Annotated in this window: 14 protein-coding genes; 6 read left to right on the forward strand and 8 right to left on the reverse strand. The window is 71.7% G+C overall.

Going from position 1 to position 14,792, the window contains the following annotated elements:
• Positions 1-62: 62 nt before the first annotated feature.
• A complete protein-coding gene (locus ABT352_RS19350) occupies positions 63-449 on the reverse strand; it encodes a winged helix-turn-helix transcriptional regulator (protein ID WP_350946229.1) in 387 nt (128 codons plus the stop codon).
• A 152-nt stretch (positions 450-601) separates the two neighbouring features.
• Between ABT352_RS19350 and ABT352_RS19355 the strand changes: the two genes are divergently transcribed.
• Entirely contained in the window at positions 602-1,237 is a 636-nt protein-coding gene (locus tag ABT352_RS19355; protein WP_350946230.1) for an NAD(P)-dependent oxidoreductase, read from the forward strand.
• Positions 1,238-1,388: 151 nt separating this feature from the next.
• On the opposite strand, the gene ABT352_RS19360 is transcribed toward ABT352_RS19355, so the two are convergent.
• Together ABT352_RS19360 and ABT352_RS19365 are read right to left on the reverse strand one after the other, a co-directional pair.
• Positions 1,389-2,312, reverse strand: coding sequence for an FAD binding domain-containing protein (locus ABT352_RS19360; RefSeq protein WP_350946231.1), 924 nt, complete (start codon positions 2,310-2,312; stop codon positions 1,389-1,391).
• A gap of 106 nt (positions 2,313-2,418) precedes the next feature.
• A complete protein-coding gene (locus tag ABT352_RS19365; RefSeq protein ID WP_350946232.1) occupies positions 2,419-4,932 on the reverse strand; it encodes a molybdopterin-dependent oxidoreductase in 2,514 nt (837 codons plus the stop codon).
• 36 nt (positions 4,933-4,968) lie between these two features.
• On the opposite strand from ABT352_RS19365, the gene ABT352_RS19370 reads away from it, so the two are divergent.
• A complete protein-coding gene (locus ABT352_RS19370; protein ID WP_350946233.1) occupies positions 4,969-5,568 on the forward strand; it encodes a TetR/AcrR family transcriptional regulator in 600 nt (199 codons plus the stop codon).
• Positions 5,569-5,585: 17 nt separating this feature from the next.
• On the opposite strand, the gene ABT352_RS19375 is transcribed toward ABT352_RS19370, so the two are convergent.
• From ABT352_RS19375 to ABT352_RS19385, 3 genes are all read right to left on the reverse strand, one after another.
• A complete protein-coding gene (locus tag ABT352_RS19375) occupies positions 5,586-7,109 on the reverse strand; it encodes an SDR family oxidoreductase (protein WP_350946234.1) in 1,524 nt (507 codons plus the stop codon).
• 163 nt (positions 7,110-7,272) lie between these two features.
• On the reverse strand, positions 7,273-8,145 hold the full coding sequence (locus ABT352_RS19380) for a Sco1979 family transcriptional regulator (protein ID WP_350946235.1): 873 nt from the start codon (positions 8,143-8,145) through the stop codon (positions 7,273-7,275).
• Positions 8,146-8,372: 227 nt separating this feature from the next.
• Positions 8,373-8,609: a DUF397 domain-containing protein gene (locus ABT352_RS19385; RefSeq protein WP_350946236.1), complete on the reverse strand. Its 237-nt coding sequence runs from the start codon at positions 8,607-8,609 to the stop codon at positions 8,373-8,375.
• 229 nt (positions 8,610-8,838) lie between these two features.
• On the opposite strand from ABT352_RS19385, the gene ABT352_RS19390 reads away from it, so the two are divergent.
• The 3 genes from ABT352_RS19390 to ABT352_RS19400 all read left to right on the forward strand — a co-directional run bounded on the left by ABT352_RS19390 (position 8,839) and on the right by ABT352_RS19400 (position 11,225).
• Positions 8,839-9,342: an ATP-binding protein gene (locus ABT352_RS19390; RefSeq protein ID WP_350946382.1), complete on the forward strand. Its 504-nt coding sequence runs from the start codon at positions 8,839-8,841 to the stop codon at positions 9,340-9,342.
• A 140-nt stretch (positions 9,343-9,482) separates the two neighbouring features.
• A complete protein-coding gene (locus ABT352_RS19395; protein WP_350946237.1) occupies positions 9,483-10,298 on the forward strand; it encodes an SAM-dependent methyltransferase in 816 nt (271 codons plus the stop codon).
• A 108-nt stretch (positions 10,299-10,406) separates the two neighbouring features.
• Positions 10,407-11,225 (forward strand): SAM-dependent methyltransferase, encoded by an 819-nt coding sequence (locus ABT352_RS19400; protein ID WP_350946238.1) that lies wholly within the window; start codon positions 10,407-10,409, stop codon positions 11,223-11,225.
• A gap of 69 nt (positions 11,226-11,294) precedes the next feature.
• On the opposite strand, the gene ABT352_RS19405 is transcribed toward ABT352_RS19400, so the two are convergent.
• Together ABT352_RS19405 and ABT352_RS19410 are read right to left on the reverse strand one after the other, a co-directional pair.
• Positions 11,295-12,935, reverse strand: coding sequence for a RecQ family ATP-dependent DNA helicase (locus ABT352_RS19405; protein WP_350946239.1), 1,641 nt, complete (start codon positions 12,933-12,935; stop codon positions 11,295-11,297).
• Positions 12,936-13,406: 471 nt separating this feature from the next.
• On the reverse strand, positions 13,407-14,045 hold the full coding sequence (locus ABT352_RS19410) for a fasciclin domain-containing protein (protein ID WP_350946240.1): 639 nt from the start codon (positions 14,043-14,045) through the stop codon (positions 13,407-13,409).
• A gap of 213 nt (positions 14,046-14,258) precedes the next feature.
• Here ABT352_RS19410 and ABT352_RS19415 point away from each other — a divergent pair, with 213 nt between their 5' ends.
• Positions 14,259-14,720, forward strand: coding sequence for a PPOX class F420-dependent oxidoreductase (locus ABT352_RS19415; RefSeq protein WP_350946241.1), 462 nt, complete (start codon positions 14,259-14,261; stop codon positions 14,718-14,720).
• Positions 14,721-14,792 lie beyond the last annotated feature (72 nt).

The following is a 14,792-nucleotide window of genomic DNA, read 5'->3' on the forward strand; positions in this document are numbered from 1 at the left end:
GCGCCCCCGGGGGCGCCCCCCCCCCCCCACGACGCGGGCCATCGCCTCTGGATACGGGGCCTCTATCCCGTACGGCCGAGCCCGTACGACGAAGCGGCGGAGGACGCCTCGCGGGCGTCGAGAAGCTCCTCCCAGTGTTCCTGCGCCCAGGCGCACGCGGCGTTCATCGGTTCGAGCAGGCTGCGGCCGAGCGGCGTCAGCGCGTACTCGACCCTCTGCGCGGGATGAACGGTGCGCACGATCAGGCCATCGCGCGCGAGCGTCCGGAGCGACTGGGTGAGCACCTTCGCGGTGATGCCGCGCAGGGGGATCCGAAGCTCGGAGAACCGTCGCGGCCCGCCTTCGAGGCAGCGGATGATCATCCCTGCCCATTTGTCGCCGAAGCGGATGGGCGTGAGGTCGGACGGGCAGACCGGATCGAACATCTCCGGATCGAGGGGCTCTGTCACCCCTTCACGCTAGCCGGGGATCCCGCTGGGGACCACCGCCGACCGTCGCGCCGGACCACGGGTGGCCGGGTATCCCGGTGGTAACCACCTGCCCGGTTAATCTCCCGGCAGCGGCCGGCGATCAGGTCCGGCCCTGGACACAAGGGGTTCCAATGAGCAGGATCATCGTCTTCGGTGCCGGCGGCAGGGGCGGCCGGGCGGCCGTCCACGAGGCCCTCCGGCGCGGGCACCAGGTCACCGCGGTCGTGCGCGACCCGGCCGGGCACGGTGACCTGGCCGCGGACGGTGTGCGGATCGTCGCCGGCGACGTCACGGACGCGAACGGTGTCGCGCGGCTCGCCGAGGGTCACGACGCCGCGATCAGCTCCGTCTACGACGCGGGCGCGGCGCACGACGTCTTCTTCGCCGACGCCGCCCGCGCCCTGCTCGACGGGCTGACGAGGGCGGGAGTGGCCAGGCTGCTGACGGTCGGCCTGGCGTCGGTGCTGGGGACCTCCTCGGGGACGCTCCTGATGGACACGCCCGGCTACCCGCAGGAGTACCGGTCGTTCTACCTGGGGCACGCGGCAGGAAACGAGGTGCTGCGCACCGCCCCCGCCTCGCTCGACTGGCTGGTCGTCAGCCCGGCCGGTGACTTCGACCACGGCGGCGCCCGTACCGGCCGCTACCGCGTGGCCCCCGCCGAGGCGGCCAGCCGCATCTCCTACGCCGACTTCGCGATCGCGCTGCTCGACGAGATCGACACCCCCGAGCACCACCGCACGCACCTCGGCGTCGAGGCGGCCTGATGAAAGAGGAGGTCGTCGACAGCCCGGACGAACGGGTGGCCCGGCACAGCCGAACGGCACACCCCCTGGTTGATCGTCGAGCGTACGGGACGACGCGTCCCCACCGGCGCCTCCGCCGTGACCGGACGGCACGGCGGGGGGCGCCGGGTGGTCAGCGGGTCTCGCCGGTTCCGCTCGCGCGTTCCAGCACCTCCAGGACGGTCCCGGCGAGCAGCGCGATCTTGTAGTGGTTGCGGGCCGCCGGAGCGTACCGCGCGGCCGCCAGCCCGGCCGCCCGGTCGAGGGGCTCGCCCGCCAGGAGTGCCTCCTCGACCTCGGGCAGGCGTACGGGGACGCGGGCGACACCTCCCACGGCCACCCTGGCGAAGGTGATCCTCCCGTCGTCGACGCCCAGCCGCGCCGCGGCCTCCACCAGCGGCCACTCGGCCTCGGACCTGCCGATCGCACGGTGGTAGGCGGCCCGCTCCCCGGGCACGGGCGGCGGCAGGACGACGGAGGTGAGGATCTCCCCCACCTCCAGCAGGTGGTCCCGGGAGGGGTCCGAGCCGTCTCCGTAAAGGTCGGCGACGGGGAACGGGTCCCTGCCGTGCGTCTCGGCGGAGGCGTCGCAGGCCAGCAGGGCCACCGCCAGCGACGACGGGTGCGGCGCGACGCACGGGCCGCTGTCGAGGATCGCGGCGTTCGGGGAGAGCCCGGCGCGGGCCGGGCAGTGGTCGCCGCCGTTCTGGTGGCAGGAGAAGGCCGGGTTGCGGAAGTAGGCGCAGCGGTTGCGCTGCAGCAGGTTGCCCCCGACGGTGGCCACCTCGCGGATCTGGGGTGTGGCCAGGCCCGCCGCCGTCAGCGCCAGGCAGGGGTGTGTGGCGCCGAGGCGCGCGTCGCGGGCCACCCGCGCGACCGTGGTGAGCGCGCCGATCCTGACGGAGCCGTCCGGCTGCCAGGTGACGCCGGACAGATCGGGCAGGCCGCGCAGGTCCACGTGCGGTCCGGCCGCGCGGCGGCCCATCAGGTCGGTGCCTCCGGCGCGGAACTCGCCCCCGCGCCGTACGGCCTCGCCGAGGTCGGTGAGTACGGTCATCGAACACCTTCCAGTGTGAGGCGGGGGGTGTGCTCCGGTGAGAGGGCCGTCGGCCGTCCCCTCCCGGGGGCCGGGTACGGGTCCGGCCGCGTCCGCGCGCAGGGGGTCAACGGGTGATCCCTTCGAGGAGCCGGTCGGGACGGATGGGCAGGTCGTGAGGGCGCCAGCCGGTGGCGTTGTGGACGGCGTTGCCCACCGAGGCGGCCACGCCGACCGTGGAGATCTCTCCGACCCCGACGCCGTTGCCGTTGACGTGGTCCCACCCGTCGCGGTGGAAGTGCACGGTGATCTCGGGGGTGTCGCCGATGCCGGGGATGCGGTAGTCGTCGAGGTTCGCGGTCAGCACGTTTCCGGTGACCGGGTCGACCAGCCGCTCCTCGTACAGGGCGTAGCCGATGCCCTGCACGACACCGCCCTCGCACTGGCTGCGTGCCGGCCGCTCGGCGTAGATGTGACCCGCCGCGATCCCGGCCCACACCCGAAGCGGCCTGACGGTGCCGAGGCGGGTGTCGACCTCGACCTCGGTGACGTGGACGGAACCGCTGAACCCCCGGCCGATCGCCATGCCGCTCATCGGGAACGGGGTGACGTAGCCGCGCCGGTCGCGGCGGCGTCCGCCCACGACCCTGGCGCCGTCGGTCAGGCCCAGCTTCCGCAGGCGCCGCGCGGCGTCGCGCGCGGCGGGGGCCACCGAGGCCGTGGTGCGGCTGCCGATCGAGCCCGGCCCGTGCACGGTGCCCGTCCTGCCGACCTCGACGCGGACGCGCTCGGCGGGCAGTCCAAGCTCCTCACATACGACGCCGGCGATGACGGTGCGGACGCCGGTCCCGATGTCCTGGGTCGCGGTCGAGGCCACGACCACGTCACCCTCGACACGCAGCTCCACCTCCGTGGCGGGGTCGAGCATGTAGAGCCAGTTGGCGGCGGCCACCCCGACGCCCCGGCGGAAACGCCCCGTCTGGGAGCCGGTACGCGGCCTGGACGTCCACTCGGGCAGGGCCGCGGCCAGGTCGTAGAGCGCGTGCCGTTTGCGGTTGCCGTCCCAGCGGCGCCGCAGCGCGATCGGGTCCTCGCCCCTGCGGTGGGCGGCCTCGTCCACCGCCTGCTCCAGCGCCCAGAGCATGGGCGGCGCCCCCGGCCCGCGGAACGGGGTGCCAGGCGGCTCGTTGGTGACCACGTCGTAGTCGCGGAGCCTGCGGGGCGCGGTGCCGTACACGAGGCGGGCCATCAGCGCGACGGACGACCCGATGGCCACGCCGCCGCGCCCGTGGACGTCCATGGTGAGGGCGGCGAGGTCGCCCCGGTCGTCGGTGAGCAGTTCGACGGTGGTGCGGGTGCCCGGGCGGTTGCCCGCGTCGGTGAGCTCCTCGGCCCGGCTGAGCACCACGCGCACCGGCGTGCCATGGGCCCGGGCGAGCTCGACGGCGGCGATCGTCTCGACGGTGACGCCGACCTTGGCTCCGAAACCGCCGCCGACGTGGTCGGCGGCGATGTGGACCCGCTCGACCGGCAGGTCCCACCGCTTGGCGGCCTGCTCGGCGGTGATGACCACGGTCTGGGTGGACAGGTGCAGGTGCAGGTCGCCCTCGGCGTCCCAGCGGGCGACGCAGGCGTGCGGCTCCAGCGGGGTGTGGACCTGCACGGCGGTGGTGAACGTGCCGGTCACCAGGCGGGGGTCGGCGTCGCGCCTGGCGGCCTCGATCCGCTTGGCGGCGGTGCGCCCGCGCCAGCTCGCCCTGGTGAAGGGACCGCGCACGTTGCCGTTCCAGGCGCCGGGCAGTTCCATCCCCTCGCTGGAGCTGGGGACGTGCTTTCTGGACTCCTCGTCGTAGACGGGCGGGGCGTCCGGCGCGTCGTCGAGCGCGGCGGGCCTCGGCTCGTAGCCGATCTCGGCGGCCTCCGCGATCGCCAGCGCCTCGCGGCGGGTGGGGGCGGCGACGGCGGCGACGGGCTGGCCCGCGTAGCGGACGACGCGGTCGGGCGGCAGCAGGTCGACCACGTGGGCGGCGTCCACCGTGACCGAGGTGACGCGGGCGTGCGCCCTCGTGGAACGGATGACCACGCCTTCCAGCTGGCCTTCGAGGCGCACGTCGGTCGTGTATCGGGCGTGGCCCGCGACCTTGTCCATCGCTTCCACCCTGGCGGGCGTCCCCGCGGCGCCGTCGTGCTCTCCCCGGCAGGCGGCGGCGATCGCGGCGTAGATGCCCTCGTACGCGCCACACCTGCACAGATGACCGGCGAGGGCCGCGGCGATCCGCTCGCGCGGTGGCGCGACGTCGCCGTGCTCGGCGCGCCAGGTGTCGACGAAGGCCGCGCCCTCGACCGCGAACCCGGGCGTGCAGTAACCGCACTGCAGGCCGTCGTGGACGGCGAGGGCCCGCTGGACGGGGTGGTCGAGCCCTTCGGCGGTGGTGATCTCGCGCTCCTCCAGCGCGGCGGACGGCAGCAGGCAGCTCGCCTGGGGCACGCCGTCCACCATGACCGTGCACGCGCCGCAGACCCCGGTGCGGCAGGCGGCCTTGGCGCCGGTGAGGCCGAGACCGTCGCGCAGGACGTCCACGGCGGCGTCGTCGGGGCCGGCCTCCACCGTGGTGGGCAGCCCGTTTACCGTTATCTTCATAACTCTCCAGTTGACGTCGTCAACATTATGTTGACAGTGTCAACCAGATACGTTGACGTTGTCAACACAGCCCTGCCCGGAAAGGGGATCCACGTGGTGGACGGCACCAGGACCCGCCTGGTCGAGAGCGCGCTGAGACTGCTGCGCGAGGAGGGCCTCGACGCCGTGACGCTACGCGCCGTCGGCGACCTGGCCGGCCTGTCCCGTACGGCCCCCTACCGGCACTTCGCCGACAAGACCGCCCTGCTCGCGGCACTCGCCGTCCGGGTCATCACCGATCTCAGCGCGCACGTCGCCGCCGCGGTCCTGGCGGCCGAGACCCCCCGCGACCGGCTGCGGGCCTTCTACCTGAGCTACGTCGAGTACGCCGTCGCACATCCCGAGGAATACCGGCTGGTGTTCGCCTCGGAGTTCGTCGTCGGGCACCACCCGGATCTGGAGACGGCGATCGACCAGGTGATGACCGCGCTCGACATGGAGGGTCCCTGGGAGGGGCCGGTGCCCAAGGCCAGGGTGATGGCACTGTTCTCGACCGCCCACGGTCTCGCTGAGCTGGCGGTGGCGGGACAGTTCTCCCACAAGGGGATCGGATACTCCGACGTCGTCGACGTCCTGGTGAACCCCGGCGAACGGTGACGAGCGGCCGCAGACGGTCAGAGAGGGACGGTGTCCCTCGGGCCGCCGTCATGGGGGGCACCGGCCGGGGAGGGGTGCACGACGGACTGGCCGCCGCGCTCGGCGGCCCTCGCCACGTTGCGCAGCATCGGCCCGAAGACCAGGCTGTGGAAGGGCGCGACCGACCACCAGTAGAGGTGCCCGGCCAGGCCACGAGGGTGGAAGATCGCCCGCTGACCGTAGACGGTCTCCCCCCGGTACGTGAGCACCCGCATCTCCAGCCAGGCGAGGCCGGGCAGGCGCATCTCCGCGCGCAACCGCAGCAGGCGCCCCGGCTCGATCTCCTCGACCCGCCAGAAGTCGACGGAGTCGCCCACCCAGAGCCGCCGGGGATCGCGACGCCCTCTGCGCAGGCCCACGCCGCCGACCAGCCGGTCGAGCAGACCGCGCAGGCTCCAGGCCAGGGGCAGGGAGTACCAGCCCACCTCGCCGCCGACGGACTCGATCACCGCCCACAGAGCCTCGGGTGAGGCGTCGACCCGACGGGCCCGCGCGTCGACGTACAGGCTGCCGCCCGCCCAGTCGGGGTCGGTGGGCAGCGGGTCACTCGGCGCGCCGGGGGTGGAGGCCGAGGACCAGCGGGTGACGACCTTGGCCTCCTTGACGCGCTGGAGGGCGAGTTCGACCGCCCGCCTCAGCCCGATCAGCCCGCCCGGCGGGTCGTCGACGTAGCGGGCGATGTCGTGCTCGCCGCAGACGGCCTCGTTGCGCAGCGACTCCACCAGCGGGCGGGCCAGGCTCGCCGGAACCGGGGTGACCAGCCCCACCCAGTGGCTGGAGAGGCCGGGGCTCAGCAGCGGGACCGGGATGATCAGCCTGCGGGGCAGGCCGGCGACCTCCGCGTAGACCCGCATCATGTCGGCGTAGGTGAGCACGTCCGGGCCGCCGATGTCGAAGGAGCGGTTCACCTCCTCCTCGACGGAGGCCCAGGCCACGAGGTAGCGCAGCACGTCGCGGATCGCGATGGGCTGCGTCCTGGTGCCCACCCACCGCGGCGTCGTCATCACGGGCAGCCGCTCGGTGAGGTGGCGCAGCATCTCGAAGGAGGCCGAGCCCGATCCGATGATGACCGCGGCCCGCAGCACCACCGCGGGCACCGAGGAGCGCAGGAAGATCTCCCCCACCTCGACGCGGGAGCGCATGTGCGGCGAGAGCCTCTCGTCCGGCGCGAGGCCCCCGAGATAGACGACCCGGCGAACCCCGGCGCGCTCGCACGCGGCGGCGAAGGTGGTGGCCGCCTCGCGGTCGGCGGCGGCGAAGTCACTCCCCCCGCCCATCGTGTGGATCAGGTAGTAGACCACGTCGATGCCTTCCAGGGCCTTCGCCGCCTGCTCGGCGTCGGCCGCGTCGGCCTGGGCGACCTCGACCCGGGAGACCCACGGCTGGTCGCGCAGGCGGCCGGCCGACCTCACCATGCAGCGGACCTCGTGCCCCGCGTCCAGCAGTTCGGGAACGAGCCGCCCTCCGATGTATCCGGTCGCGCCGGTCACGAGACATCTCATGCGTACATTTTCGTACGGCGCCCCCCGGTGGTTGCGGCCGGACCCTTTCCTGTGCCGCGCACGGGCTCACCGCCCCCTTGGCCCGCCGTTTCCACGCGGCCGGGTTTCCCGCCGGCGTTTCCAGCCCGCCGTTGCCCCGCCGTCGTTCCGTGCCCGCTTCCGCTCAGAGCCTCGCTTGGAACCCCTCTCGGATCTCCAGGAGGATCTCGCGGGTGCGCGTGGCCGGCTCGGCCTCGATGCACAGGCGCTCCATGACCTCCAGGTAGCTGTCGACGTCGTCGCGCTTCTCCAGGTAGACGGCGCTGGTGAGCTGCTCCATGTAGACGATGTCCGGCAGGTCGGGCTGGGAGAAGCGCAGGATGCTGAAGGGGCCTCCGGCCGCGGCGTGGCCGCCGACGCTGAAGGGCACGATCTGGACGGTCACGTTGGGCAGTTCGAGCGCGCGCAGGATGTGGTCGATCTGCTCGCACATCGCCTCGGCCCCGCCGAGAGGGCGGCGCAGCACGGCCTCGTCCAGCACGGCCCACAGATGGGGCGGGTCCTGGCGGTGCAGCAGCCGCTGACGTGCCATGCGCAGTTTCACCCTGCGGTCCAGCTCCTCCGGGGAGGCCGAGGGGAAGCCCAGCCGGATGACGGCCCGCGCGTAGCCCTCGCTCTGCAGCAGGCCGGGAACGAACTGGACCTCGTAGTTGCGGATGCCGCTGGCCGACTCCTCCAGGCCCACGTACGTCTCGAACCAGGCGGGCAGCACGTCGTTGTAGTTGTGCCACCAGCCGGCGAGGTTGGCCTTCTCGACGAGGGAGAGGAACGGCTCACGATCGGCGTCGCTCGTCACCCCGTACAGGGTGAGCAGGTCGGACACGTCCCTGATCCGGAAGCTGACCCTGCCGAGCTCCATGCGACTGACCTTGGAGTGCGAGGCGCGGATGGAGTGCCCCGCCTCCTCCAGCGTGATGCCCCGCTGCTCGCGCAGGCGGCGGAGCTGTGCGCCCAGGACGATCCGCAGCACGGTGGAGCTTCCCCGCGGTGCGGCCATCGAGGTCGTGGGAGCCGTGGGAGCCGTGGGAGCCGCAGAGGCCGCAGAGGCCGCGGAGGTAGGACCGACCGGCCGACCGTCGGCGTTTGGCATGATCATCTGCAGTCCTTCGGGCGCGGAACGCGATCCTGCGCCCACTCTTTGTGGCGATCGCGAGCCTTCACGGTACTCCGCTCGCCACGCTCAGACCATAGAAGATTTTATCTTTCAATCACAGCGGCGGATCTTCAATTGATCAGGTCGTCGAACTCCCCGCTCTTCACCCCGCGGACGAAGTCGTCGGCCTCGCGGCGGGTGTAGATCAGCGCGGGGCCTTCGGGGTCGCGGGAGTTGCGCATCGCGACCCTGCCGTCGGGCAGTTCCGCGAGTTCCACACAGTTGCCGCTGGGGTTGCTGAAGTGGCTCTTGCGCCACATGACACCGTCCATCAGGGCGGCCGACATGCCGTTGTACAGCTGGTTCATCCTCGCCTCTCACTGACTGGGGAGGGAAACAACACTCCGAGTGTAGGGCTTTTTGTGCAGATGCACGTGCATCTGTACTTGCCTATGCACATTACGGAAGGCAAGATGGCAGACGGATCAACCTCGCCACATGATCGTCCCCTCCTCAAGGTCGCCGATGACTGGTTACCGAAGACGCGAAGCCACACCCATCCGAGCTGAGATCGGAGGGTGGGAACGGTGGTTGTCGATGCTTAATCACCTGCTCCCCCCGAGCGGCCTGCCCCCCTGGGCCGGTAGGGAGGACCACGCCGGCCAGTTACAGATGGCCGTCCGCAGCCTCCGTTACGACTCGTGCGCGGCGCGGACCGCCCGCGAGTTCACCACCAAGGCGCTGCGGGCCTGGGAGCTGGAGCCGCTGATCGACGACACCGGCATCGTGGTCTCCGAACTCGTGACCAACGCCGTACGCCACGGCACGCGAGGTGTCCCGCACGCCCGTTCCTTCCCCGAGGTCAGGGTGATCCTCTGCCACACCGAGCGCTCGGTGCTGTGCGCGGTCACCGACCCCAGCGACCAGGGCCCCTGTCTGCGCGAGCCCGACTACGAGGCGGAGAACGGCCGGGGACTCCAGTTGGTCGACGGTGTCAGCGAGACGTGGGGCTGGGCACCGCTGGAGAGCCGGGGCAAGGCGGTGTGGGCGGCCTTCGCCCTGCCCCCGGCAGGAGAACGCCACCTGGAAGCCTGCCACTGACGACACGCGAGAGCCCGTCACCGAAGGTCGAGTGCCGGGAAAGTTACCCGAGTGGAAGGAGGCTCCAGCAGAAAACACCTCACCCCGTGGGCAGAAGGTCGATAATGTCCGCTGGAACCGCATGCCGGACGGAGGACACCATGGCGTCGTCGCAACCTGAGCGCCTCAGGTTCGATCCCACGATCCCGAACGCGGGCCGGATATCGGACTACTTCCTGGGCGGCAAGGACAACTTCGCCAGCGACCGGGCCGCCGCGCAGGTGGCGCTCTCCATCGCCCCCGAGCTCCCCGCCATGTCGCGGGAAGGGCGCAGATTCCTCGACCGCGTCGTGCGCTTCCTGGTCGAGGCCGGCATCCGTCAGTTCGTCGACATCGGCTGCGGCCTGCCGACCCAGGGCAGCGTGCACCAGATCCTGCGCGGCCTCGCACCCGAGGCGCGGGTCGTCTACGTCGACAACGATCCGATGGTCGTCGTCCACGCCCAGGCCCTCCTGAAGGAGGACAGCCCGGCCATCGTCGTCGAGGCGGACATGCGCGACCCCGAGCGGCTCCTCGCGCATCCCGGCCTCACCGGCCTGATCGATCTCGACGAGCCCGTGGCGCTCCTGCTCTTCTCGGTCCTGGCCGACCTCCCCGACGACGTCGAGGCGACGCAGGCCGTCGCCGCCCTGCAGAAGGCCGTCGCGCCGGGCAGCTACATGGCCCTCTCCCACGCGGTCTCCGATCTGTGCCCGGACAGGACCGCGCGGCTCGCCGCCCTCTTCCAGGACAGCGGGTCGATCACCGGTCCCCGCCGTGCGAACCTGCGCACCAAGGCCGAGGTCGAACTCTTCCTCGACGGGCTGAGGCCGGTCGAACCGGGCGTCGTCTACATTCCCGACTGGCGGCCGGAGGGCGCGATACCGCACCGGCCGGATTCCGTCTGGGTCGTCGGCGGAGTCGCACGAAAAGAATAGGCTTTTTTGGGAAACAATCGAGTTTTGCCTGCATTCGCTGCGCCTCGGCACCTGTTCACGCGACGCGCGATTCTCTAATGTCGCAGGCAACAGCGGAGGTGAAACCTGTTGAACGACACGTCCCGGCGGCCGGGGGTAGGCCTGGACACCAGCGTTCCCAACATCGCCAGAATGCACGACTACTTCCTCGGCGGGAAGGACAACTTCGCCGCCGACCGCGAGGCGGCCGAGGAGGTGCTCGCCGTCGCGCCCGAGATCAGGACCATGACGCACGAGGCCCAGGCGTTCCTGCGCCGGATGGTGCGATATCTCGTCGAGCGAGGCATGACCCAGTTCGTCGTCATCGGCTCCGGTCTGCCCAACCGCCGCAACGTCCACCAGGTGGCCCAGGAGATCGTCCCCGACACGCGCGTGGTCTACGTCTCCAACGACCCCGTGGTGCTCTCCCACGCCCGCGCCACGCTCGCCACCAACCCGTACACCACCGCCGTCGAGGGTGACGTCCTGCACCCCCGCGAGTTGCTCACCGACCCGGAACTGCTGCGTCTGGTCGACCTGGAGCTACCGGTGGCCGTCCTGATCCTGTCGGCCCTGCAGTTCATCCCCGACGAGGACGACCCGCACAAGAGCGTGGCCATCCTTCGCGACGCGGTGCCGGTCGGCAGCCACTTCGGCATCGGCCACGTCGTCTTCGACACGCGGCCGGAGGCCAAGGGCCCGCTGGTCGAGATCTTCCAGCGGGTCCTCGGCCGCACCGAGGACGCCTCCCGGCGAAGCGATGAGGTGCTGCGCTTCTTCGACGGGCTGGAACTCGTCGATCCCGGCCTGGTCTACATCCGCCACTGGCACCCCGACAACCCGCTCACCGCGCAGGGCCGCGACAGGACGTGGACGATGGGCGGGGTGGCCCGCAAGGCCAAGGACTGACGAGGACCGGCCCCGCACGCGACCGGCGGATCCCTCCCACCGGCCTCCGGGAGACTCCGGGAGGCGGACCTAACCCGCGACCAGGAGGTCGTCGCGCTCCACGGCCTCCAACGAGAGCGTCTTGTAACCGACCTCGTCGAACAGCACGGTGATCCGGTCGCTCTCCCTGCTCATCACCATCCCCGGCCCCCAGGCGCTGTGCCGCACCCTGGCGTGCATCGCGAAGGGCCCCTCGCCCGCGGCCTCCGGCTCCTGGGGCAGGCCCGCACGGCAGGTGTCGCAGGCCTCGCAGCCGCGCTCGCGCGGCTCGCCGAAGTATTCGAGCAGGAAGCGGCGGCGGCAGCCCGTGGTCTCCGCGTACGCGCGCATCATGTCGATCCTGGAGTCGTCGATACGACGCCGGGTGTCGTCCAGCTCGACGGCGCGGGCCGCGGCCGCCTCGGGCTCGGGACCGCCGGACACCCGGCGCAGGTCGCCCTCGCCGGTGACCTCGATCGCGTTCGCCCGCTCCAGGAGGTTGACCAGCCGGGTGAGCCGGGTGGCGCCGACGTCGAGCAGGGTCCGCATCTCGCCCGCGGGTACGGTGCCGCCGTGCTCGTGCACCAGCGTGGCGACCCGTAGCAGCAGTTCCTCGTCGGCGCGTCCCCCGACGAAGAACCTGCGCAGCCCGAGGTCCTCGGAACGGTAGAAGAGCACCGCGGCGGCGGGCCCGCCGTCCCGCCCGGCCCGGCCGATCTCCTGGTAGTAGGAGTCGGGCGACTCCGGCGGGGCGGCGTGCAGCACGAACCGCACGTCCGGCTTGTCGATGCCCATGCCGAACGCCGAGGTCGCGACCACGACGTCCAGCTCGTCGTCGCGGAACATCTCGTGGATCCTGTGCCGCTCGGCCGCCTTCATCCCCGCGTGGTACGCCTCGGCCCTGCGACCGGCCTCGCGCAGCGCGGTGGCGTACTCCTCGGCGGCGCGGCGGGTGGCGACGTAGACCAGCCCGAGTCCTGAGCGGGACGCCGCGTCCTCCACCAGCGCCCGCCTCAGATCCTCCTGGGTGACGAAGCGGCGCACCTGTAGGTCGATGTTGGGCCGGTCGAAGCCCCGCACGATCTGGCGGACGTTCCTCAGCCCGAGGGCGGTGACGATCTCGTCGCGTACCGCGGGGGCGGCCGTGGCGGTCAACGCCACCACCGGCGGATGCCCCAGCTGCTCGATGACCTGGCCCAGCCTCAGGTAGTCGGGCCGGAAGTCGTGGCCCCACGCCGACACGCAGTGCGCCTCGTCCACGGCGATCAGCGAGGGACGCGCGGCGCGCAGCCGCTCGACCGTCTCCGGTTTCGCGAGTTGCTCGGGTGAGAGGAAGACGAACTCGGCCGCGCCCGCGCGTACGGCCTCCAGGGACGCCTCGCCACCGGACTGGGCGGAGTTGACCGCGACCGCCCCGCCCGCGTCGGCCTCGGCCAGCCCGGCGACCTGGTCACGCTGGAGGGCGATGAGCGGCGAGACGACGACGGTGGGCCCGTCGAGCAGCAGTGCCGGCACCTGGTAGACGGCCGACTTACCGCTGCCGGTGGGCATGACCACGAGGGCGTCGCCCCCGGCGAGCAGGTGACGCATGGCGTCGAGCTGCCCGGGGCGCAGGTCACGCCAGCCGAAGACCTCGCGGGCCACGGCACGCAGCTTCCGCGCCCTCGGCCCGAACCTGTCCTTGATGCTCATGCCCTCCGCCTTCCCGCCGTGTGACGGCCAGGTACCCGCGGATCGGGGCACTAGTCGCGCGACGTCCCCTCGATCGAAGGAGGGCGCGGGACGGGTACGGGCGGGAAGCGGGAGACACCGTGAGGGGCGCCCCGTCGCGGACACCCCTCCTTCGGCCGGATCGCGGCCCGGCCTGTCGGCCGTCAGATCGCGGCTCGGCCCACCGGGTCGCCCCGGGTCACCCCGGTCCGCCGTGTCAGGTCACCACGCCTGCCGCGTCGCGGCTCGGCCGGTCTGCCGGGCCACCGCGGACCGCTGTCGGGCCACTGTGGCGCCACTGTCGGGCCACTGTCGGGCCACTGTGGGCCGGTCGCGGTTCGGACCGCCGGGGCACGGCGGCTCTACCGGCCCGCCGGCATCGTGACGGCCGTCGCGGTCGTCGTGACCGCGACGGCCGTCACGGCCGCCGCGTGTTCACCGCCTTCGCCGCGGTCACTTCGGCATGAGCACCGTGTCGACGAGGTAGACGACGGCGTTGGAGGTCTGGATGTTGCCGCAGAGGACCTTGGCGTCGTCGACGGTGAAGTCCTCACCGGAGCCCTTCACGGTCAGTGTCCCTCCCTGCATCGTGGTCAGCGTGCCTTGGGTCAGGTCCTCGGGGGTCTTCTTCCCCTCGACGACGTGGTGGGTCAGGACCTTGGTCAGCTCCGCCTTGTCGGACAGGAGCTTGTCGAGCTTCTCCTTCGGAATCTTGGCGAACGCCTCGTTGGTGGGGGCGAACACCGTGATGTCCTTGGCGGAGTTGAGCGTCTCGGTCAGGCCGGCCTGCTCGATCGCCTGGGCCAGCGTGGAGAGGGAGGGGTTGGAGGCGGCGGCGGTGGCGACCGGCTGTGAGGCCATCTCGCTGAGGCTGCCCTCGCCGCTGGCGGGCAGGGACGCGCACCCGGGGCCGAACGGCTCCGTCATCATGCCCGAGGGTTCGGGCGAGGCGCCCTCGGTGGGCATGGTCGAGTCTGTCGGGACCGGTGTGGGAGAGGTGATCCACCCGTGGGCGGCGACCGCCTGCGCGGCGGGGGCTGCGGTCAGGGCGAGTACGGTCAGGGCCGATGCCAGAAGAGACTTCTGCTTCACGGTTTTCTCCTTGGTTGGGCGGATGAGCCATCCGGGTCCGTCGGCGGGTTCCCGAGCCACTCATGTCCTGTATTGGAGATCAATTCCCTGAGATTTGAGGCTAAATGCCCCACTAGAGGACTCTTGACCACATATCTCCCGAGAGAGATAGCTATTTTCCATTCGACGGGGCGTTAATCAAGGCCCTCCGCATCCCCCCTTAGAGTGGGAATCATGAGCCCGAAGATCGCAACCAACGAGGTCGTCTCCCGCGACCGGCTGCTGGATTTCCTCCGTGACCGCCACCGCGCGCTGGTCATCACCGCGCGGCGCGACGGCAGGCCACAGGCGTCCCCGGTGACCTGCGGCGTCGACGCCGAGGGCCGCATCGTGGTGTCCACCTACCCCGAACGCGCCAAGACCTCCAACGCCCGCCGTGACCCGCGGGTGAGCGTCGTGGTCCTGTCGGACGACTTCGACGGCCCCTGGGTGCAGGTGGACGGCACGGCCGAGGTCCTCGACCTGCCGGAGGCCCTCGAACCGCTCGTCGACTACTACCGGTCCATCTCCGGTGAGCACCCCGACTGGGACGAGTATCGAGCGGCGATGACACGGCAGGGCAAATCGCTGTTGCGCGTCACCCCGGAGCGCTGGGGCCCCATCGCCACCGGCGGCTTCCCCGCCCGGCTGGCCTGAGGGCCTGGCGCCCGGACAGGCCCTCAGGCCAGGCTGCACTGCCCGGCCGCGTTGCGGTCGATCGACTCAACC

The organism is Streptosporangium sp. NPDC000563 (assembly GCF_040299985.1).
Lineage (GTDB): Bacteria > Actinomycetota > Actinomycetes > Streptosporangiales > Streptosporangiaceae > Streptosporangium.

What these genes read in the sequence shown, in the direction of transcription:
- ABT352_RS19355 (WP_350946230.1), top strand. Translation starts at nt 602, where the DNA reads ATGAGCAGGATCATCGTCTTCGGTGCCGGCGGCAGGGGCGGCCGGGCG.
- ABT352_RS19360 (WP_350946231.1), bottom strand. Translation starts at nt 2,312, where the DNA reads ATGACCGTACTCACCGACCTCGGCGAGGCCGTACGGCGCGGGGGCGAG.
- ABT352_RS19365 (WP_350946232.1), bottom strand. Translation starts at nt 4,932, where the DNA reads ATGAAGATAACGGTAAACGGGCTGCCCACCACGGTGGAGGCCGGCCCC.
- ABT352_RS19375 (WP_350946234.1), bottom strand. Translation starts at nt 7,109, where the DNA reads ATGAGATGTCTCGTGACCGGCGCGACCGGATACATCGGAGGGCGGCTC.
- ABT352_RS19380 (WP_350946235.1), bottom strand. Translation starts at nt 8,145, where the DNA reads ATGGCCGCACCGCGGGGAAGCTCCACCGTGCTGCGGATCGTCCTGGGC.
- ABT352_RS19385 (WP_350946236.1), bottom strand. Translation starts at nt 8,609, where the DNA reads ATGAACCAGCTGTACAACGGCATGTCGGCCGCCCTGATGGACGGTGTC.
- ABT352_RS19390 (WP_350946382.1), top strand. Translation starts at nt 8,839, where the DNA reads ATGCTTAATCACCTGCTCCCCCCGAGCGGCCTGCCCCCCTGGGCCGGT.
- ABT352_RS19395 (WP_350946237.1), top strand. Translation starts at nt 9,483, where the DNA reads ATGGCGTCGTCGCAACCTGAGCGCCTCAGGTTCGATCCCACGATCCCG.
- ABT352_RS19405 (WP_350946239.1), bottom strand. Translation starts at nt 12,935, where the DNA reads ATGAGCATCAAGGACAGGTTCGGGCCGAGGGCGCGGAAGCTGCGTGCC.
- ABT352_RS19415 (WP_350946241.1), top strand. Translation starts at nt 14,259, where the DNA reads ATGAGCCCGAAGATCGCAACCAACGAGGTCGTCTCCCGCGACCGGCTG.